The sequence below is a fragment of the Streptomyces sp. NBC_01264 genome (genome assembly GCF_026340675.1).
Classification (GTDB): Bacteria; Actinomycetota; Actinomycetes; order Streptomycetales; family Streptomycetaceae; genus Streptomyces.
Genome location: NZ_JAPEOX010000002.1, coordinates 1,998,614 through 2,021,046, shown reverse-complemented (window position 1 = coordinate 2,021,046; position 22,433 = coordinate 1,998,614). Strand labels below are relative to the sequence as shown.

Annotated in this window: 21 protein-coding genes and 2 pseudogenes; 14 read left to right on the top strand and 9 right to left on the bottom strand. The window is 72.0% G+C overall.

Features of this window, described 5'->3' with window-relative positions:
• The first annotated feature begins 132 nt into the window (after nt 1-132).
• Nucleotides 133-1,413 carry an SAV2148 family HEPN domain-containing protein gene (locus tag OG435_RS42140; protein WP_266885610.1) on the top strand — a complete coding sequence of 427 codons (1,281 nt, stop codon included), beginning with the start codon at nt 133-135 and terminating at the stop codon, nt 1,411-1,413.
• Nucleotides 1,414-1,431: 18 nt separating this feature from the next.
• On the opposite strand, the gene ligA is transcribed toward OG435_RS42140, so the two are convergent.
• The 4 genes and pseudogenes from ligA to OG435_RS42120 all read right to left on the bottom strand — a co-directional run bounded on the left by ligA (nt 1,432) and on the right by OG435_RS42120 (nt 5,528).
• A complete protein-coding gene (ligA, locus tag OG435_RS42135) occupies nt 1,432-3,480 on the bottom strand; it encodes an NAD-dependent DNA ligase LigA (RefSeq protein ID WP_266885608.1) in 2,049 nt (682 codons plus the stop codon).
• Nucleotides 3,362-4,450, bottom strand: coding sequence for a hypothetical protein (locus OG435_RS42130; RefSeq protein WP_266885606.1), 1,089 nt, complete (start codon nt 4,448-4,450; stop codon nt 3,362-3,364). The genes ligA and OG435_RS42130 overlap by 119 nt, the downstream gene beginning before the upstream one ends.
• A 146-nt stretch (nt 4,451-4,596) precedes the next feature.
• Nucleotides 4,597-5,014 (bottom strand): annotated as a pseudogene (locus tag OG435_RS42125) (IS110 family transposase); the annotation flags it as partial.
• Nucleotides 5,015-5,066: 52 nt separating this feature from the next.
• Nucleotides 5,067-5,528: a hypothetical protein gene (locus tag OG435_RS42120; protein WP_266885604.1), complete on the bottom strand. Its 462-nt coding sequence runs from the start codon at nt 5,526-5,528 to the stop codon at nt 5,067-5,069.
• Between the two features lie 562 nt (nt 5,529-6,090).
• Here OG435_RS42120 and OG435_RS42115 point away from each other — a divergent pair.
• The 9 genes from OG435_RS42115 (at nt 6,091) to OG435_RS42075 (ending at nt 14,292) form a co-directional block, all read left to right on the top strand.
• Complete coding sequence (locus OG435_RS42115; RefSeq protein ID WP_266885602.1) at nt 6,091-6,834, top strand: exonuclease domain-containing protein; 744 nt, start codon at nt 6,091-6,093, stop codon at nt 6,832-6,834.
• Between the two features lie 340 nt (nt 6,835-7,174).
• Nucleotides 7,175-8,056, top strand: coding sequence for a helix-turn-helix domain-containing protein (locus tag OG435_RS42110; protein WP_430625830.1), 882 nt, complete (start codon nt 7,175-7,177; stop codon nt 8,054-8,056).
• A 224-nt stretch (nt 8,057-8,280) separates the two neighbouring features.
• Nucleotides 8,281-8,733 (top strand): peptidase inhibitor family I36 protein, encoded by a 453-nt coding sequence (locus tag OG435_RS42105; RefSeq protein WP_266885597.1) that lies wholly within the window; start codon nt 8,281-8,283, stop codon nt 8,731-8,733.
• Nucleotides 8,734-8,808: 75 nt separating this feature from the next.
• Nucleotides 8,809-9,252 (top strand): peptidase inhibitor family I36 protein, encoded by a 444-nt coding sequence (locus tag OG435_RS42100; RefSeq protein WP_266885595.1) that lies wholly within the window; start codon nt 8,809-8,811, stop codon nt 9,250-9,252.
• Between the two features lie 63 nt (nt 9,253-9,315).
• Nucleotides 9,316-9,762, top strand: a complete 447-nt coding sequence (locus OG435_RS42095) for a hypothetical protein (RefSeq protein WP_266885593.1) — start codon at nt 9,316-9,318, stop codon at nt 9,760-9,762.
• A gap of 77 nt (nt 9,763-9,839) precedes the next feature.
• Nucleotides 9,840-10,745, top strand: a complete 906-nt coding sequence (locus OG435_RS42090; protein ID WP_266885591.1) for a hypothetical protein — start codon at nt 9,840-9,842, stop codon at nt 10,743-10,745.
• Nucleotides 10,746-12,326 (top strand): peptidoglycan-binding protein, encoded by a 1,581-nt coding sequence (locus OG435_RS42085; protein ID WP_266885589.1) that lies wholly within the window; start codon nt 10,746-10,748, stop codon nt 12,324-12,326. It abuts the gene before it with no gap.
• Nucleotides 12,323-13,036, top strand: a complete 714-nt coding sequence (locus OG435_RS42080) for an ABC transporter ATP-binding protein (protein ID WP_266885587.1) — start codon at nt 12,323-12,325, stop codon at nt 13,034-13,036. Before OG435_RS42085 ends, OG435_RS42080 begins: the two co-directional genes overlap by 4 nt.
• Complete coding sequence (locus OG435_RS42075; RefSeq protein ID WP_266885585.1) at nt 13,030-14,292, top strand: ABC transporter permease; 1,263 nt, start codon at nt 13,030-13,032, stop codon at nt 14,290-14,292. The genes OG435_RS42080 and OG435_RS42075 overlap by 7 nt, the downstream gene beginning before the upstream one ends.
• 31 nt (nt 14,293-14,323) lie before the next feature.
• On the opposite strand, the gene OG435_RS42070 is transcribed toward OG435_RS42075, so the two are convergent.
• Nucleotides 14,324-15,193 (bottom strand): phosphotransferase enzyme family protein, encoded by an 870-nt coding sequence (locus OG435_RS42070; RefSeq protein ID WP_266885583.1) that lies wholly within the window; start codon nt 15,191-15,193, stop codon nt 14,324-14,326.
• A gap of 145 nt (nt 15,194-15,338) precedes the next feature.
• On the opposite strand from OG435_RS42070, the pseudogene mgt reads away from it, so the two are divergent.
• The 3 genes and pseudogenes from mgt to OG435_RS42055 all read left to right on the top strand — a co-directional run bounded on the left by mgt (nt 15,339) and on the right by OG435_RS42055 (nt 17,798).
• Nucleotides 15,339-16,630, top strand: a pseudogene (gene mgt / locus OG435_RS42065) (macrolide-inactivating glycosyltransferase).
• Entirely contained in the window at nt 16,627-17,241 is a 615-nt protein-coding gene (locus OG435_RS42060; RefSeq protein ID WP_266885579.1) for a GNAT family N-acetyltransferase, read from the top strand. The pseudogene mgt and the gene OG435_RS42060 overlap by 4 nt, the downstream one beginning before the upstream one ends.
• On the top strand, nt 17,238-17,798 hold the full coding sequence (locus tag OG435_RS42055; RefSeq protein WP_266885577.1) for a DUF1697 domain-containing protein: 561 nt from the start codon (nt 17,238-17,240) through the stop codon (nt 17,796-17,798). Before OG435_RS42060 ends, OG435_RS42055 begins: the two co-directional genes overlap by 4 nt.
• A 38-nt stretch (nt 17,799-17,836) precedes the next feature.
• Here OG435_RS42055 and OG435_RS42050 read toward each other — a convergent pair whose 3' ends face one another.
• The gene (locus OG435_RS42050) at nt 17,837-18,700 is read right to left on the bottom strand and encodes an aldo/keto reductase (RefSeq protein ID WP_266885575.1); all 864 of its coding nucleotides are present in this window, start codon (nt 18,698-18,700) and stop codon (nt 17,837-17,839) included.
• A 45-nt stretch (nt 18,701-18,745) separates the two neighbouring features.
• Here OG435_RS42050 and OG435_RS42045 point away from each other — a divergent pair, with 45 nt between their 5' ends.
• A complete protein-coding gene (locus OG435_RS42045) occupies nt 18,746-19,750 on the top strand; it encodes a ketopantoate reductase family protein (RefSeq protein ID WP_266885573.1) in 1,005 nt (334 codons plus the stop codon).
• A gap of 190 nt (nt 19,751-19,940) precedes the next feature.
• On the opposite strand, the gene OG435_RS42040 is transcribed toward OG435_RS42045, so the two are convergent.
• From OG435_RS42040 to OG435_RS42030, 3 genes are read right to left on the bottom strand one after another with little or no spacing between them, the layout of a single operon-like run.
• The gene (locus tag OG435_RS42040; protein ID WP_266885571.1) at nt 19,941-20,717 is read right to left on the bottom strand and encodes a sirohydrochlorin chelatase; all 777 of its coding nucleotides are present in this window, start codon (nt 20,715-20,717) and stop codon (nt 19,941-19,943) included.
• Nucleotides 20,718-20,722: 5 nt separating this feature from the next.
• Nucleotides 20,723-21,625, bottom strand: a complete 903-nt coding sequence (locus OG435_RS42035; RefSeq protein WP_266885569.1) for an ABC transporter permease — start codon at nt 21,623-21,625, stop codon at nt 20,723-20,725.
• Nucleotides 21,612-22,406 (bottom strand): ABC transporter ATP-binding protein, encoded by a 795-nt coding sequence (locus OG435_RS42030; RefSeq protein ID WP_243338711.1) that lies wholly within the window; start codon nt 22,404-22,406, stop codon nt 21,612-21,614. Before OG435_RS42030 ends, OG435_RS42035 begins: the two co-directional genes overlap by 14 nt.
• Between the last annotated feature and the right edge of the window lie 27 nt (nt 22,407-22,433).

The window sequence follows — 22,433 nt, the reverse complement described above, 5'->3', positions numbered from 1 at the left end:
ATGGACCGGGTACGGACCCTGAGCCCGCGTCGGGCCCCGGGGGCCCGCATCGGGCTGCAGGGTGCCGCACGCGCGGAGTACCCTTCCGTGATCACTGGAGACGGGCGTCCAGACGCAGGAGGCGGTGCACGGGTGAGCTCGGGAGGTCTGGAGCTGCCCCCTGGTGACGGTGGTCACGAGGGCGGCCCGGCGGACGCCGCGGGCGGGACGGCCGGCGCGATCCCCGCCGGGGCCGTGTCGCTGGCCCCGCCGGAAGCCGACGGGACCGGGAAGGCGCAGGCGGGAGCCGGCGCCGAGCTGGACTGGGGCGCGGACGCCTGGAGCGAGGTCCGGACCCGGGCCCAGCGCGCCGGCCGTGCGTACATCTGGTTGAACCTGATCGAACAGCGGCTGCGCTCCGTGGTCGGAGCGGTGCTCCGGCCCGTCTACGAGCCGGTGCACGGCGGGGACGACTGGGTGGTCGCGGCCGCGGGCCCCGCCGGCCAGGAGTGGGTGCAGCGCGCGGTCGCCGTACGCGAGGTCAGCCGCCGCAAGGGCTACCTGCTGGACTCCGCCGACGACAACGTGCTGAGCTTCCTCACCCTCCCGCAGCTGCGCGAACTGATGGTCCAGCACTGGCCCTGCTTCGAGCCCTACTTCGACGACCGGCGCGAGATCGAACAGGCGCTGGACGAGCTGGAGGTCACGCGCAACGTCGTCTCGCGCAACCGGGCCCTGTCCCGGGCGGTCCTAGAACAGGCCGAGCGGGCGTCGGCGCGGCTGCTGGAGGTACTGGGCGGCGGCGCGGGCTCCCCGGCGGCGGACCGGCTGCCCATCGACGCCGTCGAGGACCTGGTCGGCGACCGGTACGCGGACGTCATCTCCGTCCACCCGGACCGGGTGCGCCTCCAGCGCCAGCTCCCGGCGGAAGACCTCTTCGGCGGCGCGCGGCGGCTCGACGCCATCGGCATCGGGCTCAACCTGCTGGTCCAGAACTTCTCGGGCCGAAGACTCGTACGCCTCGCGGAGGCCGGCTGCCGGGTGCGGCTGCTGTTCCTGAACCCGGCGAGCAGCGCGGTCAAGCGGCGCGAGCGGGAGCTCGGCCTGCGCAAGGGCGAGCTGAGCCGCTCGGTGGAGATGAACATCCTGCACGTGCGGCGGGTGCGGGCGGGCCTGCGCGACCCCTCGCGCTTCGAGATCCACGTCTTCGACGAGACCCCGCGCTTCACCGCGTACCTGGTGGAGGGCGACGCCTCGGGCATCGCGGTGGTCCAGTCGTACCTGCGCCGGGCCCGGGGCATGGAGGCGCCGGTCCTGGTCCTGCGCGGCGGCGGGCGGGCCTCGCAGGTACGGCCCGATCAGGAACACGGGCTGTTCCCGACCTACCGCGAGGAATTCGAGTCGATCTGGCAGGACTCCCGCCCGGTGTCGTGAGGTCGCGTGCGGCGATGGCTAGGCGGTGGGCAGGAGGTCGGCGACGAGGGCGGCGAATTCCTCGGGGCCGAGGATGCGGATGCCGAGTTCCTCGGCCTTGGTGCGCTTGGATCCGGCCTTTTCGCCCGCCACCAGCAGGGTGGTGCGCTTGGACACCGACGAGGACGCCTTTCCGCCGGCCCGCTCGATCAGCTCGTTCATCTCGTTCCGGGACAGCACAGCGAGGGGGCCGGTCATGGAGCCGGTGACCACGACGGCCTGGCCGGCCAGCGGGCCGCCCGCCGAGTCCTCACCGTCGTTCGCGTCGGTTGCGGGCTGCTGGGGCTCGGTGACCTGCGTGCCGACCCGCTGGGCCTGGAGCTTGTCGAGGAGCGGGGCCAGTTCGACGAGTTCGGCCGCGATGACGCGGGCCTTCTCGGTGCCGATGCCGTCGACCCCGGCCAGCGTGTCCGCGTCGGCGGCCCGGATCGCGGCCATCGAGCCGAAGTGCGCGGCGATCCGGCGGGACATGGTGCGTCCGGTGCCGCGGACACCGAGGGCGCAGAACACGCGGCTCAATGCGGCCCCGCGGGCGGTCTCGATCGCGGCCAGGAGGTTGGCGGCGCTGGTCTCACCCATCCGCTCCAGACCGAGGAGCTGCTCGCGGGTCAGCGTGAACAGGTCGGCGACGTCCTTGACCAGCCCGGCCTCCACCAGCTGGATCGCGCGCGTGCCGCCGAGACCTTCGATGTCGAGCTGGTCGCGGCCGGCCGCGTAGATCACCGAGGCCACGGCCTGGCAGGTGCGGCCGCGCACGCACCGCCACCGCTGCTCGGAGGCGTCGATCGCGTCGCCACAGCGGGGGCACACCTCGGGGAAGACGATCGTGCTCTCGGCGCCGGTGCGCTGGTCGACCAGCGGCGCCTCGACCCGGGGGATCACGTCGCCGGCCCGGTAGACGAACACCTGGTCGCCGATCATGAGCCCGCGACGGGTGATGTCGGACGGGTTGTGGAGCGTGGCGTAGGTGACCGTCACCCCGTCGATGACCACGGGCTCCAGGACGGCGCGCGGGGCGATGATCCCGGTCCGGCCGACGTTCCACTCCACTGCCAGCAGGCGCGTCACCTTGTGTTCGGCCGCCAGTTTCCGGGCCACCGCCCATCTCGGGGCGCGCGAGCCGTTGCCGGCCTGCCGCTGGTCCTCGGCCGTGTCGGCCTTGACGACGACACCGTCGATCCCGAAGGGCAGGTCCGCGCGCAGGCCGGCGATCACGTCGATGCGTTCCTGGACCTGCTCCACGGTCTCGCACCGCAGCGGGGCGGCGGCCGTGGTGGCGGCCGTGTTCGCGCCGAGCGCGGCCAGGTTCTCCAGCAGGGCGAGGTGGCCGAGGTCGTCCAGGCCGATCGCGCTGTAGGCGAAGAAGGTCAACTCGATCCGGTAGGGGCGGTCCTTGGCCCGCAGGGTGCCGGCCGCTCCGCTGCGCGGGTGCGCGAAGGGGGTGGCCTCGTGGGCGAGCCGGATCCGGTTGGCCTCCTCGAACTGCGCGGTCGTCAGCAGCACCTCGCCGCGCAGCTCGACGTCGATCGGCTCGGTGAGGAGCGGCGGCAGGCCGAGGACCGCGTCGGCGGCGTGCGTGATGTCCTCGCCGGCCAGGCCGTCGCCGCGGGTGAGGACCTGAACGAGCCTGCCGGCCCGGTACCGGGCGGCGATCGCGAGGCCGTCGAGCTTCGGCTCCACGCACCACCCGGCCACGGGGCGCCCCAGACGCCGTTCCAGCCCCGCGGCCCACTCGGCGAGCTCGTCGGCGTCGAAGACGTTGTCGAGGGAGAGCATGGGAACCGAGTGCGGCACGTCACCCTGCACTGCCCCGCCCGCCACCTTCCCGGTCGGCGACTGGGCGAGCACCTCGTCCGGGCGGGCCTCTTCGTAGGCCGCGATGGCGCGCAGCAGCCCGTCGTACTCGTCGTCACCGAGCGGGGTGGTCCCGTCGCCGTAGTACGCGGCCGACGCCGCCACGGCGGCGGCCACGGCCTCCGTGTAGGCGGCAGGGGAAAGCAGGACACTGTTTTCGGTCATGAGGTTCATCATCCTGTCCCCCACTGACAACGCCGCCGCACGCGCCCCGCCGTGCCGCGGCACGCACCGGCACGGTGAGTACCCACCACTGCCGCACGGTGCGGGGGGTGCGCAGGAAGATGCGCGGACCCCGGCAGACGGGGCGGGCGTAGCGCCTGACGGGGTCGCCGTTCGGGAAGACGAGGTCGTCACGGCCGACGACTGCGGCTTCGTCCCCCGTCAGCTGGAGGCGGTGGACGGTGTTCCCCCGGGTGTCGATGCCCTGCTCGCGTCCTCCGAGCAGGAGCAGTCGGTCACCGCGGGTCGCGAGGCCCAACGGGCCCGAGATCGGCAGGGCGCGGATGCGGAGCGTCCCGCCGGGTCCCGTCGTGACGAGCGGCGCGCCGGGCCAGTAGGTGGCGTGGGCGACGGCGTCGGAGACGTTGATCGCGCTGATGTCCGCGACATGCTGGTAGGGCTTCGGCGGGTGCAGGGAGCCCGCGTGGTTACCCCGGTTGTCCCAGTGGACCAGTCCGCCCGCGCTGACATCGTCACCGCTGTAGATCCCTTCGTCGGCGTACCCGGTCCAGAAGCCGGCCCTGCTGTCCGCGACGAGGTGCGTGAGGTGGGTTCCCAGGGCGAGCCGGCGTCGGGAGCGGCCGTCCGGGCCGAAGACCTGGCCGGACCGGGCGTTCGGAGCTCCGCTTCCGGCGAGGACGAACCCGCCGCCCGGGAGGGCGTCGAAGGCTACGGGGTCCACGGCCACCCCACGCAGGGTCCGTTCCCGGACCTGGCCCCGGTCACTGATGACCACCAGGGCGTCGAAGGGCAGCTTCGCGGGCGCTGGGACGTCCCGGCCGCCCCATCTGTAAGGGAAACGGGCATCGGGGCAGATGAGCCAGAGAGCCCGGCCCCACGGATCAACCGTGGAGGCCAGCACCTTCCGCTCGTCGTACTGCCGAGGCAACAGTGCGTAAGGACGCAGTGCCACCTTCGTCAAACAGATCACCTCGCGGGCGAAGGAATGCGACGTCCTATGATCACACGATCGCCGCGCGGGCGTTCGCCTCTCGTTCCGAGAGGAACTCGTCGAGCAGATCGAAAAGCACTGCGAGGTCGTGGGTGCGGAAGCGGTCCTCGATGAGCCTGCTGTTCGGGGGTGGCGACCGCCGTGGCCGCGAGCTCCTCCGGGGGGCGGACGCCATGGGCGCGGAGCCATCGGGTCAGCCGGGCGGTGCCCGTACGCCGTATCGCCGCCGGCGTCTGATAGCCGTCGAGGAGGACCAGCGGGCCGGCACGGGTGAGGACGAGAGCGCGCTCCAGGGCAGGGAACATGCCGGTCAAGGTGGAGCGCAGGCGGTTGATGGCCCGGGTGCGGCCACGGACGAGGTCCGTGCGGCGGCCGCTGAGGACCTTCAGCTCGATGGTGGCCTCGTCGGTGGGCCGCATCGGATGGAGGTCCCGGCGGATGCGGGCCTGGTCTGCGATGACCAAGGCGTCGCGGGCGTCGGTTCTGCCCTCGCCGCGGTATCCGTCGCCGGGCCCGGTTGACGACCCGGCCGGGTCGTCGTGGGGCGCCGGGCGGCCAGGCCCACACAGCCACGGATGGCAGCCAACTAGGGCCTGTTGCGAGAGCCGAGGTCCGCAATCTTCATCGCCCAGGCGCAGAAGGCGGCACATTCCCCGGGCTTGATCTGCTGGTCCTGAGGAATCCAGTCTGCGATTGCAGCGTCCAGGAGGTCGGCCAGGCCGAGGTGGTGCCAGTCCTCTTGGACAGTGTTGTAGGCGCGCATCAATGGGGCGACCTTGTGCCGGATGTCGGCCACTTCGTCTGGTCCCAGACCAGCCTGGTCCAGGCGGGCCTGAGTGGCGGCTCGGCGCTCGGCTGTGAACTCGGTGTCGAGGAAGGGCTCGAGAAGGTCGCCCCACACGTCGGGCCTGGACCGTCGGGGAATCCCGTTGTCTCTGCGGAACCGTTCCAGTTCGGCACGCCGTTCAGCTGAGACGAAGAGGATCTCTCCCGAGACAGTGCGGATCTCCGGTGGGGAGGCATCCGGGTCGACGTCCCGTATGGCCACCGCGGGGATGATGCCGTTGGGGGCGGAGGCCGCAGGAGCGGGGGCGGACTCCAGAAGGCGGACGTGGTCACCGGCGAGAACGACGTGGAGTGTCACCCGGTCATCCTGGCCGACGGCAGGCGGGGAAGGAATGGGTGACCCGCTCCCGGTCAGCTGTGTCAGAGCCACTCGTTGACGCCGGCAACCAGCACGGTGCGGACCTGGTCGGATTTCTCCGCGATGGTGCAGCGGATGCCCCGGTTGCGTAAGCAGGTGCCGTTCGTGCGGGATCCGTATGCTCGGTCGGCGCGGACCTTGTCCGGCCGCGTGCGCGGCCGGACAGGGCCGATGCGAGGTACGCGGATGGCCTCGAGGACGGGCTGAAACTGTGACTGTGGGCTTGTCCGCTGCGGAAGCGGATCCCGACTCGTGACGCCGTGGAGGGATGTCCCGGAGCGGTACGGCCCGTGGGACCTGTCCCGCTCAGTCACATGACCGGGGGCGGACCCGGCTCCGGAGTTGTCAGTGGCCCGTGTCAGGCTGAAAGCCGTTGACGTAGAGGGACGGGTACGGGGGGCACGCGATGGGGGACTGGGCGGGGGACTGGATGGGGGACTGGCACGGCGGGCCGATGGTGGCCTTCGACCTGGAGACCACGGGCACCGACACCGAGTCCGACCGCATCGTGACGGCGGCCGTCGTCACGGTCGGTCCGGACGGGCAGGTGGCCCGGGAGCGGACCTGGCTGGTCGACCCGGGCGTGCCCATCCCGGAGCAGGCCTCGGCCATCCACGGCATCTCCACGGACCACGCCCGCTCGCGGGGGATGGCGGCGGCCCCGGCGATCGAGGAGATCACCCGGACGCTCGTGGAGGCACTGGGCTCGGGCACCCCGCTGGTGGTGATGAACGCGCGGTACGACCTGACCCTGCTGGACCGCGAGTGCCGCCGCCACGGGATCCGTCCGCTCGGCGAGCGCTGGACCGGGACGACCGCGCCGCCCGTCATCGACCCCCTGGTCCTGGACAAGCACGCGGACCGCTACCGCAAGGGCCGGCGGACCCTCCAGGCCCTCTGCGAGCACTACGGCGTGAGCCTGGAAGCGGCGCACGACGCGGGCGCGGACGCGCTGGCGGCGGCCCGCGCCGCCCGGCGGATGGGCGCCGTGCACGCGGCGATAGGGACGGTCGCCCTGGCCGACCTGCACGAGCTCCAGGTCCGCGCGGCGGCCGAGCAGGCGGCCTCGCTGCAGAGCTACCTGCGGCGCACCTCGGACCCCGGGGCGACAGTCGAGCGGGCCTGGCCCGTCGTCCCGTACCGGGTCTGACGCACGAGCCGGGCCGCCCGGCGCAGCAGCCGGTCGCGGATCGCGCGCTCGGCCGCGTGTACATGGCGGGCGTCAAGCCCTTCCGGTATCCGGGGGCGTACCCGGCGCTGATCCGCGGCATCGGCCGCGCGTGGCAGGCCCGTTCGGTCTCCGGGGCGTCCTGATCCGGGTGAGGGCTGCTGCGATCATGGTCATGTCGCCGGCGACCCGGTCAAGGACTGGATGGCTGTCACGTTGAGGTGCGAGGGATGGCATGGTTTCGCTGGTTACGTCGGATGCTGTCGAGCGAGACGACAGATTTGATTGGTTCTGCGAAACGGTGTCCAGCGATGTGATGCCCGTGACGCTCAACACCCGGCATTGGGCCGACTTCCGGGCGAGCCTCATGTATGTGGACCTCGGCATTGCGCAGCTGTCCTCCCTGACCTGCTCACCGGTTACCTCGCGGCGCACCTCGGCCCACGTCCGGCGCGGCGATCCCGAACACCTGCAGCTGGCGCTCATCACACAGGGCACCGTCAGGATCTCGCAGCGAGGCAATGAATCCCTGGTCGCGGGGAATCTCATGCTCACGGACACCTCACGGCCGAGTGAGGGCGCCTGCATAGGCGAGCAGACCGGGACGGTCATCCTGCAGATACCCCGACATTCCCTGGCGCTGGGATCGGACCGGGTGGACCGCCTCCTGGCACGGCCCCTGGCCGCGGACGTGGGGTCGGGGGCGATCCTCGCCGACTTCCTCAAGACGCTGGTCGCACGCGGCCCGCACTGTCACCCCGAGGAGCTGCGGGCGATGGGGGCCGTCACCCTGGACCTGACCACCGCGTTCCTGGCGCGGCTGCTCGGTGAACCCGGCCAGGCGCCTGCCGAGGCCCGTGCGCAGGAGACCCTGCAGCGGGTCTACCGCTTCATCGAGAACAATCTCGGCGACCCGGACCTGACTCTCCGGACGATCGCCGATCGGCACAACCTCTCCCTGCGCCGTCTCCACGCCCTCTTCGGCGACCAGCCCCTGACCGTCGCGGCACACATTCGCCAACGCCGCCTGGAGCGCGCCCACGCCGACCTCGTGTGCCGGGAACTGAGCGGCCGGCCCGTCCAGACGATCGCCGCTCGCTGGGGCTTCCCCACCGCCACCGCGTTCAGCCGGGCGTTCCGCGAAACCTACGGCATCACCCCCACCGAACACCGTGCGCTCTCCCTGGCCGCCCCACGGCACTGAGGGCACACAAACGCGGCACTCGACGCACACCACGGCACGCCGTTCCGGCCTAGATTCACCTCCGGCGACACGGGCCCGGGTGAACACGATTCGAGGGGTGTGCGACTCGCCTCCGACCCGCGCCATATGCGCATGCGGAGGGCGCCATCGCGCCGCCTTTCCCCGCGCCTCTCGCCTCTTGTCGGCCGCACGCGCGGCACGGATCGAATTCGAGGAATGCACCTATGCTTCGACGTACTTCGGCAATGCTGCTTGCCACGGCATCCCTGGTCGGCGCGGGAGTCGCCATGGGCGCCCCCGCACAGGCCGTCCCGGTCTGCACTCCCGATAACGCCTGTTTCTACTCTGACGCGAACTTCACGGGATTCGAGCGGGACGACTTCACCTCCCGTTCCAACTGGTCCGCCATCACTTACGACTACGCCCCCACCAGATTGCTCTACGCGGGCGACGGCGTTGCCGACAACGTCAGCTCCGTCAACAACATGGACCCGGACACCAAGATCTCGGTGTACTACAACTCCGGATACGCCGGCCCCTGCTTCAAGGTCGCGGCTTACGGGTTGGTGGACAACTTCGCGAAGATCACCCTCAGCTCCGGCAGGACCGCCAACGACAACATGAACTCGCACAACTTCAGCAACAATTGCGCGGGGAACACGTACAACATCTTCTGACCGGCGGCGGATCGCATCTGCTGCCGATATTCATCGGCAGTCATTTCGGCAGGAATCGAAGACGAGGGAAGAATCATGATGCGACGCACTTCGGCGATGCTGCTCGCCGCCGTATCCTTGTTCGGCGCGGGAGTTGCCATGGCCGCGCCCGCGCAGGCAGGGGAATGCACCCAGGACAACGTCTGTCTCTGGTCGGACAGCGGCCACACCGGATACCTGCGGGACGATTTCAACTCCCGTGACAACTGGTCCATCATCTCGTACGAATACGCGGGTTGGCGGCTCTACGCGGGCGACGGCGTCGTCGCCAACGTCAGCTCCATCGACAACTGGGACCCGGACACCAAGGTCTCGGTGTACTACAACTCCGGTTTCGCCGGCCCCTGCTTCAAGGTCGCTGCTTACGGCAGCGTGGGCAACATGGCGAGCATCACCCTCAGCTCCGGCAAGACCGCCAACGACAACATGAACTCGCACAACTTCACGAGCAATTGCACGGGGACCACGTACAACTTCTGATCTCCCCACCGCACATGGGGCACGCCGTTTGTTCGGCACGGAACGAAAAAGAGGAAACAGTTCATGATTCGACGTACTTCGGCAACGCTGCTCGCCGTGGCCTCCCTCTTCGGTGCGGGAATCGTCATGGCTGCACCCGCGCAGGCCATCTGCACCACCGACAACGTCTGTCTCTACGCGGACAGCGACTTCAACGAAGGCGGATACAAGCGGGACGACTTCAGCTCCCGTACCAACTGGTCCAACATCACCTACGGGGGCACCGGCATCGCGCTCTACCGGGGTGACAACGTCGTCTCCAATGTCAGCTCCATCGACAACTGGGACTGGGACACGAAGGTCTCGGTGTACTACAACTCCGGATATGCCGGTCCCTGCTTCAAGGTATCGGCCTACGGCCACCTGTCCAACATGGCGGACATCTACCTCAGCAACGGCAAGTACGCCAACGACGTCATGAACTCGCACAACTTCAGCGACAACTGCGCGGGAACCACGTACAACTTCTGATCGCCGCCCTATGACCGTGGTGGGGCGGAGGCCAATTCCGCCCCACCACAGCACATCCACTCTATCCAGGGGTTCCCTTGCGTTACGCACGTCTTGTCATCGCCGCCGGGGTCGGCACGCTGCTGCTCACCGGTTGTTCGGAGGGCGGCCAGGAACGGGACGGGGCCGGCGGTGGCGGCTCGGCCGTCCGGGATGTCGTCACGGAGGCCGACATCGTCCTCCCGGTGTCGGCCTACCTCTTCACCCCCGAGCAGCAGGCGCAGGTCGACTCCGCTCACGCCACACTGGCATCCGACTGCATGAAGCGGTTCGGTTTCGACTGGCCCGCCAAGAAGGCCGAACCGGCCAAGGTGCTGACCCGTCGGTACGGCGTGGTCAGCGAGAAGATCGCCGCTGAGCACGGCTATCACGTGATCCCCTCGGCGGAGGACCGCGAGCACGCGGTGGGCGCGGTGTCCGGCGGGACCAAGCTTCCGCCCGAGGCGTACATGGTCTACGGAGCCAAGGGCGCCAAGACGGGCGCGGGCGGCAGCTATCAGGGCAAGGACATCCCCGAGGGCGGCTGCGTGGGGGAGGCCGGCCGCAAGCTGGGGCTCGACAAGGTGCAGGACCCCTCGAAGGGCAAGATCGGACTGCTCAGCATCGACTACTCCTCCTTCGGAAAGGCCCAGGAGACGCCGGAGTTCAAGAAGGCGCAGGAGGAATGGGCGGCCTGCATGAAGACGTCGGGATATCAGCACACCGCCTTCCTGCAGCCCGTCGAGAAGTACGCGGTCCAGGGGAACTCCGCCTCACCGGAGGAGAAGACCGTGGCCAAGGCCGACGTGAAGTGCAAGCAGGAAACGAAGCTCGCCACCGTGCTGCTCCGCGCCGAAACGAAGATCCAGAGCGACTACATCGAGCAGAACGCCGCCGGCTTCGCCGAGATCAAGAAGGACCAGGGCACGGTCATCAAGTCGGCGAACGAGGCATTGGCGAACTGAATGCGGAACGACGGACAACCCTCGGTGGACGTGGACACGCACGTGGACGCGCACGTGGCCGAGGACGCGCACGTGGCCGAGGCGGTCCGCACCGGCGGAGGCAAGGCCGGTGACGGCGTACGGAGCGGGCGCCGCTGGTTCGCCCTGATCGCGGTGGGTGCGGTCGGGCTCACCGGGGCGGGCTTCGGGGCCTCCCTGCTGATCAAGTCGCCCGCGCAGGCGGCGGCGGATTCCCGGCCCCCCGCACCGTCCGTGATCACCGCGCCGGTCGAGTACCGGCCGCTGGCCTCCTCGGTGATCCTGCGCGGCACCGTGGTCGCCGGCCAGAGCGTGGAGATCACCCCCGGCGGCACGGCCGACGGAGGCAGTCCCACGGTCTCCAAACTTCCGCTGAAGGCGGGGGACGAAGTCGGCGCGGGCCGGCTGCTGGTCGAGATCTCCGGCCGCCCGGTGATCGCCCTCCAGGGCGCCGTTCCCCTCTACCGCGACCTCAAGCCCGGCGCCCAGGGGAGTGACGTGGGCCAGCTCCAGGACGCGCTGCAACGGCTGGGCCACTCCACGTCCCCCGACAACCGGGGACGGTTCGGCGAGGGCACGAAGTCGGCGGTCACCAAGCTCTACGAGGCGGTCGGCTATGAACCCGTTCCGGTCGGCGGCGCGGAGGGATCGGCGGCCGTCACCGCGGCCGAAGCACAGGTGACCTCGGCCGAACGGACCCTGGACGACGCCAAGGACGCGCTGGAGAACGCGGAGGCCGGCGCCGGTACCGGAGCCGGCTCGCGCGGAACCACCGGCTCGACCACCGGAACGCCCGGGAAGGCCGACGGCGGCGGCCGGGACCTGCAGTCGCTGCGCAAAGCGGTCGGCCGCGCCCGGGAGGACCTGGCGACCGCACGCGAGGGGCTCGTGGCCGCGCGGGCGGCCGCGGGTCCCATGGTCCCGTCCGGCGAGGTGACGTTCCTGGAGAGCTTCCCCGCACGGGTGCAGGACCTCCCCGCACGCCTCGGCGGGAAGGTGCAGGGAGCCGTGATGACCGTCGCCGCGGGCGCCCTGGTGGTGCAGGGCTACGTGCCCGACCACCAGAAGGGCCTGATCAGGGCGGGCCAGGAGGCGGAGCTCCTCTCCGAGGTCAACGGCGCCACCGCCAAGGCCTCCGTACGGTCCATCGCCACCACCCGTACGACGCCGCGCGCCGACGGCGGCGCCCAGGCCGGGCAGCCGCCCGGTGGGCAGGGCGGCGGGCAGGCCGACGGGGACGGGTACCTGATGGTCCTCGAACCGGGCCGGGCACTGGAGGCCGAATGGGCCGGGCAGAACGTCCGCCTGACCGTCATGGCCGCCACGACCGGCGGCAAGGTCCTGGTCGTGCCCGTCACGGCGGTGTCGGCCGGCGCGGACGGCTCCACCGCCGTGACCGTGCTCGAGGACGACGGCAGGCAGCGCCGGGTCCGGGTGAAGCCCGGCACCACCGGCGACGGCCATGCCGAGGTCACCGTGCTGGACGGCGGGACCCTCGGCGAGGGCGACCGGGTGGTGACCGGGGTCCGGACCGACGGCGCCGCGCAGGGAGGTGCCCGATGACCGGATCCCCGACCGCGTCCGAGCCGCCCGTCATCGAGTTCCGGCAGGTCGGCCTCACCTATCCGGGGCCGCCGCCCGTGGAGGCGCTGCGCCCCAGCGACCTCACGGTCCGAAGGGGCGAGTTCATCACCGTCGTCGGCCCCTCCGGTTCCGGCAAGTCCACGTTCCTGAACATCGCCGGACTCCTCGACACCCCCACGAGCGGCAGCTTCCTGCTCGACGGGATCGACACCGGACGCCTGGGGGACGCCGAGCGCACCACGTTGCGCGGCCGACGCATCGGATTCGTCTTCCAGGCCTTCCACCTGCTGCCGCACCGCAGCGCCCGTGAGAACGTCGAACTCGCCATGGTCTACGGCGGCGCCCCGCGCGGTGAGCGCCCGGAGCGGGCCCGCGAGGCGCTGGCCCGGGTGGGCCTGGACCACCGGACCGAGGCGCTGCCCACCCGGATGTCCGGCGGCGAACGTCAGCGGGTGGCCATCGCGCGGGCCCTGGTCGCCCGGCCTTCGCTGCTGCTGTGCGACGAGCCGACGGGAAACCTCGACACCGGAAACGCCGAAGCGGTGCTCCTGCTGCTCGAGGCACTCAACGCCGAGGGCATCACGATCGTCCTGATCACGCACGACCTGGCCGTGGCCGCCCGCGGCCGACGGACGGTCACCATCCGGGACGGCATCCTGAGCGAGAGCGAGCGGGTACGCGCATGCTGAGCCGGATCCGAAGGGCGCGGCGAGCCGCACCCCTGCCCGCGATCGGGCACTCCGTGTTCGTGCCGCGGGATCTGCTGGCCGAGGCGTTGGCCGGAATGCTGCAGCGCCCCGCCCGCTCCGCGCTCACCATGCTCGGCACCGTCCTGGGCGTCGGTGCCTTCGTCGCGGTGCTCGGCCTCACCGCCACCGCCTCCTCGCAGATCGACGCCCGTTTCAACGTGCTCTCCGCGACCGAGGTGACGGTCGAGGACATCGCCCGCGAACAGGACAAGTTCGCCGGCGCGGCGTTCCCGGACGACGCCTCGGAGCGCGTCGAGCGGCTCAACGGGGTGCGGCACGCCGGCGTGCTGTGGACGGTGAAGCCCCGACGCAGCGCCGCCGAACTCGTCGTCACCGCCGCCCCGGTGGGCGATACCGCAGGGGAGTCCCTCAGTGTGGTGGCCGCCGCCCCCGGCGCCCTGCGCGCGGCGGAGCCCCGGCTCTCCCAGGGCAGGCTGTACGACGACTTCCACGCCGGTGCCCGCCAGCGCGTCACCGTGATCGGCTCGGGCATCGCCGCACGGCTGGGGATCACCACGCTGGAGACCAAGCCGGCGATCTTCATCGGGGGGCAGCCGTTCACCGTCACGGGCATCGTCGACGACGTACGGCGCCAGCCGGAGGTGCTGCTCTCGGTCCTCGTACCGCAGACCACCGCGGTGGAGATCTGGGGGCGGCCCGCCGAGGGCGCCAGGATGCTCATCGCCACCGACCTGGGCGCCGCCCGGCAGGTGGCCGGGGAAGCCCCCACGGCGCTGCGCCCCGACCATCCGGAGTACCTCAAGGCGGTTGCGCCGCCCGACCCGAAGAGCCTGCGGACCTCGGTGACCTCCGACCTCGAACAGCTGTTTCTGCTGCTCGCCGGGGTGTGCCTGGTCATCGGAGCGGTCGGGATCGCCAACACCACCCTGGTGGCGGTCCTGGAGCGCACCGGGGAGATCGGCCTGCGCCGCGCCCTCGGCGCGCAGCGGCGGCATGTCACCGCCCAGTTCCTCGCCGAGTCGGGCACGCTGGGCGCCTTCGGCGGCCTCATCGGCACGGCGATCGGTACGTTGACGGTCCTGATCGTGGCGTTGGTCAGGGACTGGACGCCGGTCATGCACCCCGTCACCCTGGCGACGGCCCCGCTCATCGGTCTGGCGACCGGTCTCGTGGCCGGGATCTATCCGGCTCGCCGCGCGTCCCGCGTGCAGCCGGCCGAGGCCCTTCGCGGCTGACCCGCGCCGCCCGCACGGGAACCCCGCACGCTCAGAACGGGTGCCAGCGGACTTCCGGGTCGCCCTCGCGCAGGGAAGCCACACGGCGGCGGAACTCGGCCAGGGCCTTCGGGTTGGCCGGGGCGTGCTGGGAGACCCAGGCGCAACTGGCCGTTTCGCGGGCGCCGCGCAGGACCGCGCAGCCCTCCCAGTCGCGCACGTCCCAGCCGTACGCCGCCGTGAACTCCTCGTACGCCGCGCCGGGCAGGCCGTACCGGTCGCGGGAGAGGGCCATCACCACCAGGTCGTGTTCGCGCAGGTCGGCGGAGACCGTCTCCAGGTCGACCAGGACCGGCCCGGCCGGGCCCACGTGGACGTTGCGGGGCAGCGCGTCGCCGTGGATCGGGCCGGGCACCAGGTGCGGGGTGAGGGCGGCGACCTGGGCGGCGTACCCGTCGCGGCGGGCCCGCAGGTACGCGGCGTCCGCCGGATCGATGGCCTCGCCCGCCAGCCGCAGCCAGCGCTCCACCCCGCCCAGCAGATCGCGCGGGGGCAGGGCGAAGGGGGGCTCCGGCAGGGCGTGGATCCGTCGCAGCAGCGCCGCGAGGTCCTCGGGGCCGGCCGGGCGGACCGCGTCGGGGAGCCGGTGCCACAGGGTCACCGGGTGCCCGTCCACCAGCCGCGGCTGCGGTTCGGCCGCGCGGACCGCGGGGACCCCGGACTTCGCGAGCCAGCCCGCCACCTTGAGCTCCAGCTCGGCGCGCGGCAGCAGCGCCGCCTCCCGGCCGACCTTGGCGACCAGACCGCTGCCGTCGAGCGCGAAGACGGCGTTCTCGCCGAGGGCCAGCAGCCGGGGAGCGGGGGACCCCGCCCCCGCCAGGCCCGCCGCCGTCAGGGCCTCCCGGGCTCGTGACTCGTCCATGCCGTCTCCGCAGTCCGTCGGTGTCTCGGGGGGTCCCGGGTGCCCCGGGCGTGGCCGGGTGCTCATGACCGGACAAGTTTCGCATCCGGCCCGCCCCTTCCCGCCCCTCCCGCCCCCTCCCGCCACTCCCTCCCCTTCCCTCCCCGTGTTCCCCTACGGGTTGCACGAGACGTCTCGTCTCGTTACGGTTGCCTCATGACCACGACCGCGAAGCCCGCCCACATCGCTATGTTCTCCATCGCCGCCGCCGGCCACGTGAACCCGAGCATCGAAGTGATCCGCGAGCTGGTCGCCCGGGGCCACCGCGTCAGCTACGCCATCCCCGCCGCCTACGCGGACAAGATCGCCGAGACCGGCGCCACCCCGGTGATCTGGAACTCCACCCTCCCCACCGACGAGGACCCCGACGCGTGGGGCACCGAGCTCATCGACAACATCGAGCCCTTCCTCGCCGACGCCGTCCAGGCCCTCCCGCAGCTCGCGGCCGCCTTCGAGGGCGACGAGCCGGACCTCGTCCTCCACGACATCACCGCCTACCCCGCGATCGTCCTCGCCCACCGCTGGGGCGTCCCCGCGGTCTCCCTCTCCCCGACCCTGGTCGCCTGGACCGGCTACGAGGAGGAGGTCGCCGAGCCGATGTTCGCCGAACTGCGCGACTCCGAGCGCGGGAAGGCGTACTACGCCCGGTTCCGGGCCTGGCTCGACGAGAACGGCATCGACGAGGACAGCGACCGGTTCGTCGGCCGCCCCCGCCGCAGCGTCGTCCTCATGCCGCGCGCCCTCCAGCCCCACGCCGACCGCGTCGACGAGGCCGTGTACACCTTCGTCGGCGCCTGCCAGGGCGACCGCAGCGCCACCCAGGGCACCTGGACGCGCCCCGCGGGCGCCGAGGGGAAGAAGGTCCTCCTGGTCTCCTTCGGCTCCACCTTCACCAAGCAGCCGGCCTTCTACGGGGCTTGCGCGGAAGCCTTCGGGGACCTGCCGGACTGGCACGTGGTGCTCCAGATCGGCAGGTTCACCGACGAGGCCGAGATCGGCCAGATCCCCGCCAACGTCGAAGTGCACCGCTGGGTTCCCCAGTTGGACATCCTGCGCCAGGCCGACGCCTTCATCACCCACGCGGGCACCGGCGGCTGCCAGGAGGGCCTGGCCACCGGCACCCCGATGGTCGCGGTCCCGCAGGCCGTCGACCAGTTCGGCAACGCCGACATGCTGGCCGGCCTGGGTGTCGCCCGGCACGTCCCGATGGCCGGGGCCGACGCCGCGACCCTGCGCGAGGCCGTCCTCGCCCTGGTCGCCGACCCGGAGGTCGCCGCACGCGCGGACCGGATCCGCCGCGAGATGGCGACGGAGGGCGGCACGCGCCAGGCGGCCGACCTGATCGAGTCCGAACTGCCCGACCGCGAGCCGGCGCCGCTGCGTACGCTCCGGTCATGAACGCTCCGATCATGCACGCTCCCGTCACCCTCCGCGCGGCCGCGACTCCGAGCGCTCCCGCCCTCACCCTTCACCCCTGGTGCGCGGACGACGTGGCCGCGCTCGTCGAGGCGTACCGGGACCCCGATCTACGGCGCTGGGCGAGCCCACCCGTGGAGAGCGCGGACGAGGGGCTGCGGTGGGTACGGGACCAGGAGCGGGCCTGGGCGTCGGGCGCCCGGTTCGGCTTCGCCGTCTTGGAGGACTCCGCTCAGGACGGCGAAGCGGCGCCGCCGCGCCTGGCGGGCCACGTCGTACTGAAGGGAGTCCGGCCGGGCGAGCCCTCCGCCGGGGTCGGCTACTGGACGGCGGCGCGGGCCCGTGGGCGGGGCGTGGCCCCACGAGCGCTGGATGCCCTGACCGCCTGGGCCTTCGAAACCTTCCGGGCCGAGGGACTGGAACGCCTCGAACTCCTCCATCAGGTGGACAACGCGGCATCCTGCCGGGTCGCCGAGAAGAGCGGCTACACCTTCGGCAGCATCCTGCCGTCGGCCCCGCCCGCCTACCCGCTCGACGGGCACCTGCACCTACGGCGCGCAGTGTCAGAGGTGCGCCCTATCGTGCAGACATGACCAAGACGACCACGTACGCGGCGCTGCTCCGGGGCATCAACGTCGGCGGGAACAAGAAGGTCCCGATGGCCGAGCTGCGCCAGGTCCTGGAGGGCCTCGGCCACGAGGATGTGCAGACGTACCTCCAGAGCGGCAACGCCGTCTTCGCCAGCGCGAGCGGGAAGGCGCCGACCGCCCTCGCCCGCGAGCTGGAGGCCGCCATCGAGGCCCACTTCGGCTTCCGGGTGCCCTGCCTGGTGCTCGACGGCGCCTACCTGCGCGCCGTCGCCGACGCCTGCCCCTTCCCGGCCGCCGAACTCGAAGGCAAACAGCTCCACGCCACCTTCTGCTCCGAGCAGCCCGCCGAGTCCCGCTTCGCCTCGATCGACGCCCCCGCCTACCTCCCCGAGGAGTACCGCGTCGGCGACCGCGTCATCTACCTCTACGCCCCGAACGGCCTGGGCCGCTCCAAACTGGGCGAGTCCCTCGCGAAACCGGCGGTGGTCAAGGGCCTGGACGTGACCACCCGCAACTGGAACACGGTCGCCAAGCTGGTGGAACTCACCCAGGAGGGCTGACGCCGGGCCACCGGGCCAGGTGTCGGTCGGGCCCGGTGTCAGTCCGGGTCCGCCAGCCCGTTCAACAGGGTCATCTCGTGCGGGGTCAGGTGGACCGTGGCCGCGTCCAGGTTTTCCGCCAGGTGCTCCGGGGAGCCCGTGCCCGGGGTGGGGCAGAGGACCGGGGAGTGCTGGAGGAGCCAGGCCAGGGCGATCTGGCCGGTGGACGCGCCGTGTTGCGTGGCGACCGCCGTCAGGGCGGCGGCGCTCTCCCGGGTCAGGGCTCCGCTGCCCAGCGGGTAGTACGGGAGGAAGGCGATGCCGCGCTCCTCGCACAGGGCCAGGAGCTCCGCCGAGGAGCGGTCCAGGAGGTTGTACGGGTTCTGCACCGAGGCCACCGGGACCAGGGACAGCGCCTCCCCGAGCTGGTCCGCCGTCACCGTGTTCAGCCCGATGTGGCGGATCTTGCCCTCCGCCCGGAGCTCGGCCAGCGTGCCCAGTTGCTCCGCCGGCGGGACGGCCGGGTCGAAGCGGTGCAGCTGGTAGAGGTCGATCCGGTCCAGGCGGAGCCTGCGCAGGCTCGCCTCGCACATCGAGCGCAGCTCCTCCGGGCGGCCCGCCGCGTGCCACTGGTCGGGGCCGGTGCGCACCACCCCGCCCTTGGTGGAGACCACCAGCTGCTCCCCGTACGGGTGCAGGGCCTCGGCTACCAGCTCCTCGGCCAGATGGGGGCCGTAGTTGTCGGCGGTGTCGATCAGGGTGACCCCGCGTGCGACGGCGGTGCGCAGCAGCGCGACCGATGCGTGGCGCTCGGCGCGCGGGCCCCAGTAGCCGGAGCCGACCAGCCCGCCGGTGCCGAGTCCGAGGCGGCGTACGGGCAGGTCCCCGCCGAGGGTGAACGTCTCATCCACGTCAACAGACATGGCCCGACCGTAACCCAGGCCCGCGGATGTGCCAGGCTCGTGGGCATGCGTTACATCATCATCGGCGCCGGGGCGATCGGCGCGACCATCGGCGGACGGCTCGCGGAGTCCGGCAACGAGGTCGTGCTCGTCGCGCGCGGCCCCCACGCGGAAGCCCTGAGGGCGGACGGGCTGCGGCTCACCACCGCCGACGGGGAGCGGGTGCACCGGTTGCCCGTGGTCAGCGGACCGGGAGAGCTCGGCGAACTGCGCCCCGACGACGTGCTGTTGCTGACCGTGAAGACCCAGGACGCGCTCGCCGCGCTCGAGGCGTGGGGCGACGCGGAGGTCGCGGGCGGCGGTACGGCCGCGCAGCGGCTGCCGGTGCTGTGCGCGCAGAACGGGGTGGAGAGCGAACGCCTCGCCCTACGGCGCTTCGCGCGCGTGTACGGGGTCTGCGTGTGGCTGCCGGCGACCTTCCTGGAGCCGGGGGTGGTCTCCGCGCTGTGCGCGCCGCTGACCGGGATCCTGCACCTCGGGAAGGCCGCCGGGGGCGCGGACGCGCGGGCCCGGCGGATCGCGGCCGACCTGGAGAAGGCCGGGTTCGGGGCGCCGGTCGTCGAGGACGTGATGCGGTGGAAGTACGCGAAGCTGCTGGGCAACCTGGGCAACGCGGTCCAGGCGACCACCGGCCCTGAGCCGGAGCCCGCGAAGGCGGCGCTGCTGCTGCGGGCCGTGCGCGAGGCGAAGGCGGCCTTCGCCGCCGCGGGCATCGCCTGGGCCTCGGAGGCCGAGCAGGCGGCGGCCCGTGAGGGGAAGGTGGACGTTCCGGCCGGGGAGGTGAGGGGCGGGTCCTCCTGGCAGAGCCTGGCGCGGGGCACGGGGTCGGTGGAGGCGGACTATCTCAACGGGGAGATCGTGCTGCTGGGGCGGCTGCACGGGGTGGCCACGCCGGTCAACGACACGCTGCGCGTGGCGGCGAACATCTTCGCCCGGGAGGGTCTGCCGCCGGGCGCGATGTCCGTGGAGGACCTGACGGCCCTGGCCGACGAGGCCGCTGCGCGGGGGTAGTCGCGGGGTGCGGGTGCGTCGGCCCTGCGGGGCGAAGTCCCCTATCCGCCCTTCGCCCGTTCCCCGGGCTGCGCCCGGACCCCCTGGGGCTCCGCCCCAGACCCCGGTCCTCAAACGCCGGACGGGCTGGATGTATCCAGCCCGTCCGGCGAGGGCGGGTAGGGGACTCCTGCCCCGCGCAGCGGCGGGGTCAGGCTGCCAGGGCTGGGATTCGGGTGGGGGTGGCGGTGGCTGCGTCGTATCTGCGGAGCAGGAGGCGGGCCAACTCCGGGGAGGGGCCCAGGACGGCCGCGATCACGTCGGCCCCCGCGGCTTCGGCGCCCGCCGCGATGCGGTCGGGGAGCCGGCCCGGGGCGATGACGTACGGGGCCACCGCGATCCGGCGGACGCCCTCGGCGCGCAGCTTGCGTACGGCGTCCTCCGTCCGGGGAAGAGCGGCGGAGGCGAACGCAGGCCGCACGGCGCACCAACCGGTGTGCCGCCACTCCCGCGCGGTTTCAGCGATCACTGCGATCGCCTCCGGGTCCGAGGAACCGGCGGACGCGAGCACCACACCGGTGGTGGCGCGGTCCGCCGGGGTGAGGCCGGCTTCCCACAGCCGGCGCTCCAGGGTCGCCAGCAGCAGCGGCGACGGGCCGAGCACATCCGCGATGCGAACCGAGAGGTCCGGCAGGTGGGACGTGGCTCCGGCGAGCACCGCCGGGATGTCGGACTTCGCGTGGAACGCCCGCGTCAGGAGGAGGGGGAGCGCCACGACGTCGCGTACGCCCGACCGGTGGAGCGAGGCGACCGCCCGGTCGACGGTCGGGGTGTCGAAGTCCAGGAAGGCGGTCTCCACACGCAGCCCCGGCCGCAGCGCCCGTACCCGCCGGGTGAGGGCGTGCACGGTCGCCGCGTGCCGCGGGTCGCGGCTGCCGTGGGCGATGACCAGCAGGGCCGGGGCGTGCGTGGAGCGGTGCGCCGACACGGTGATCAGCTCTTGACCAGCAGGCCGCGGGTGCGCAGCACCCACCGCTCGACCGGGCTGAAGATCAGCAGGTCGATCGCGATGCCGACGACCAGGATCAGGATGATCGCGAGGAACACGCCGGGCAGGTCGATGTTGTTGCGGCCGTTCTCGAGGAGCTGGCCCAGCCCCAGGCCCAGGTCGGGGGAGCTGGCGATGATCTCGGCGGCCATCAGGGAGCGCCAGGAGAAGGCCCAGCCCTGCTTGAGGCCGGCCAGGTACCCGGGCAGCGCGGCCGGCATGACCACGTGCCGGGCGCCGCGCAGGCCGGTGGCGCCCAGGGTGCGGCCGGCCCGCAGGAACAGCGGCGGGATCTGGTCGATGCCGGAGACGAGGCCGTTGGCGATGGACGGGACGGCGCCGAGCAGGATGACGGTATACATCATCGCGTCGTTGAGCCCGAACCAGAGCACCGCCGGGGGCACCCAGGCGACCGAGGGCAGCGACTGCAGGCCCTGCAGGATCGGGCCGATCGCGGCGCGGACGAACTTCACCCGGGCCACGAGCAGACCGAGCGGGGTGCCGATGGCCAGGGCCAGCAGGAAGCCGAGCAGACCGCGCGAGACGCTGGTCCAGATGACCTCGAGCAGGGTGCCCTTGGCCCACATGTCGGCCAGGCTGTCCCAGACGGAGGACAGGGTGGGGAGCTTGGTCTCCTCGGTGATGTGCGCGGCGACGAGGATCTGCCAGACGAGGAGGACCAGGCCGACGGCGAGGAGCGGCGGCAGGACCTTCTTGACGAGGACCTCACGGACCGGGGTGCGGTGGGTCTGGACGGCGTCGAGCGCGTCGAGGCCCGCCTCCAGGCCGGCGAGGTCTTCGGCCTTGGCCTTGGTCCGGGTCTCGGGGGTGGTGTCAGTGCTGGCCATGGCGGCGGATCTCCCCACGCAGGTGTTCAGTGATCTCAAGGGACAGCTCCGCGACGTCCGCGTCCTCGATGCGGCGCGGCTGCGGGATGCCCACGGTCCATTCCTTCGCGACCCGGCCGGGGCGGGAGGAGAGGAGGACCACGCGCTGGGCGAGGCGGACGGCCTCACGGACGTTGTGCGTGACGAAGAGGACGGAGAGGTTCGTCTCCTCCCAGATGCGGGTGAGCTCGCCGTGCAGCACGTCGCGGGTGATGGCGTCGAGCGCCGCGAACGGCTCGTCCATCAGCAGCAGTTGGCTGTCCTGGGCGAGCGCCCGGGCCAGGGCCACGCGCTGGCGCATGCCGCCCGACAGCTCGTGGACCCGCTTGCCGTACGAGCCGCCGAGCCGGACCAGCTCCAGCAGCCGCTCGGCCTCCGGCTTGCGGTCGGCCTTGGCCACCCCGCGCAGCCGCAGGGCGAGTTCGATGTTCTTGCCCGCGGTGAGCCACGGGAAGAGGGCGTGCTCCTGGAACATCAGGGCCGGACGGCCGCCGGGGGTCTCGATCGACCCCGCGGACGGCTTGTCCAGTCCGGCGACCAGGTTGAGCAGGGTGGACTTTCCACACCCCGAGGCACCCAGGATGGTGACGAACTCTCCGGGAGCGACATCGAGGCTGATGTCGTCCAGGACGAGCTGCGATCCGGCCGGGCCGGAGAAGGACTTCGAGACGTGCTCGATCCGAGCGGCGTGCGTCTGCTCCGCTACGGTGCCCTCGGCAGCCTTGGCAAGCATGGTGGCCATGGTCGTCACCTCCTGGGATTCGGGACG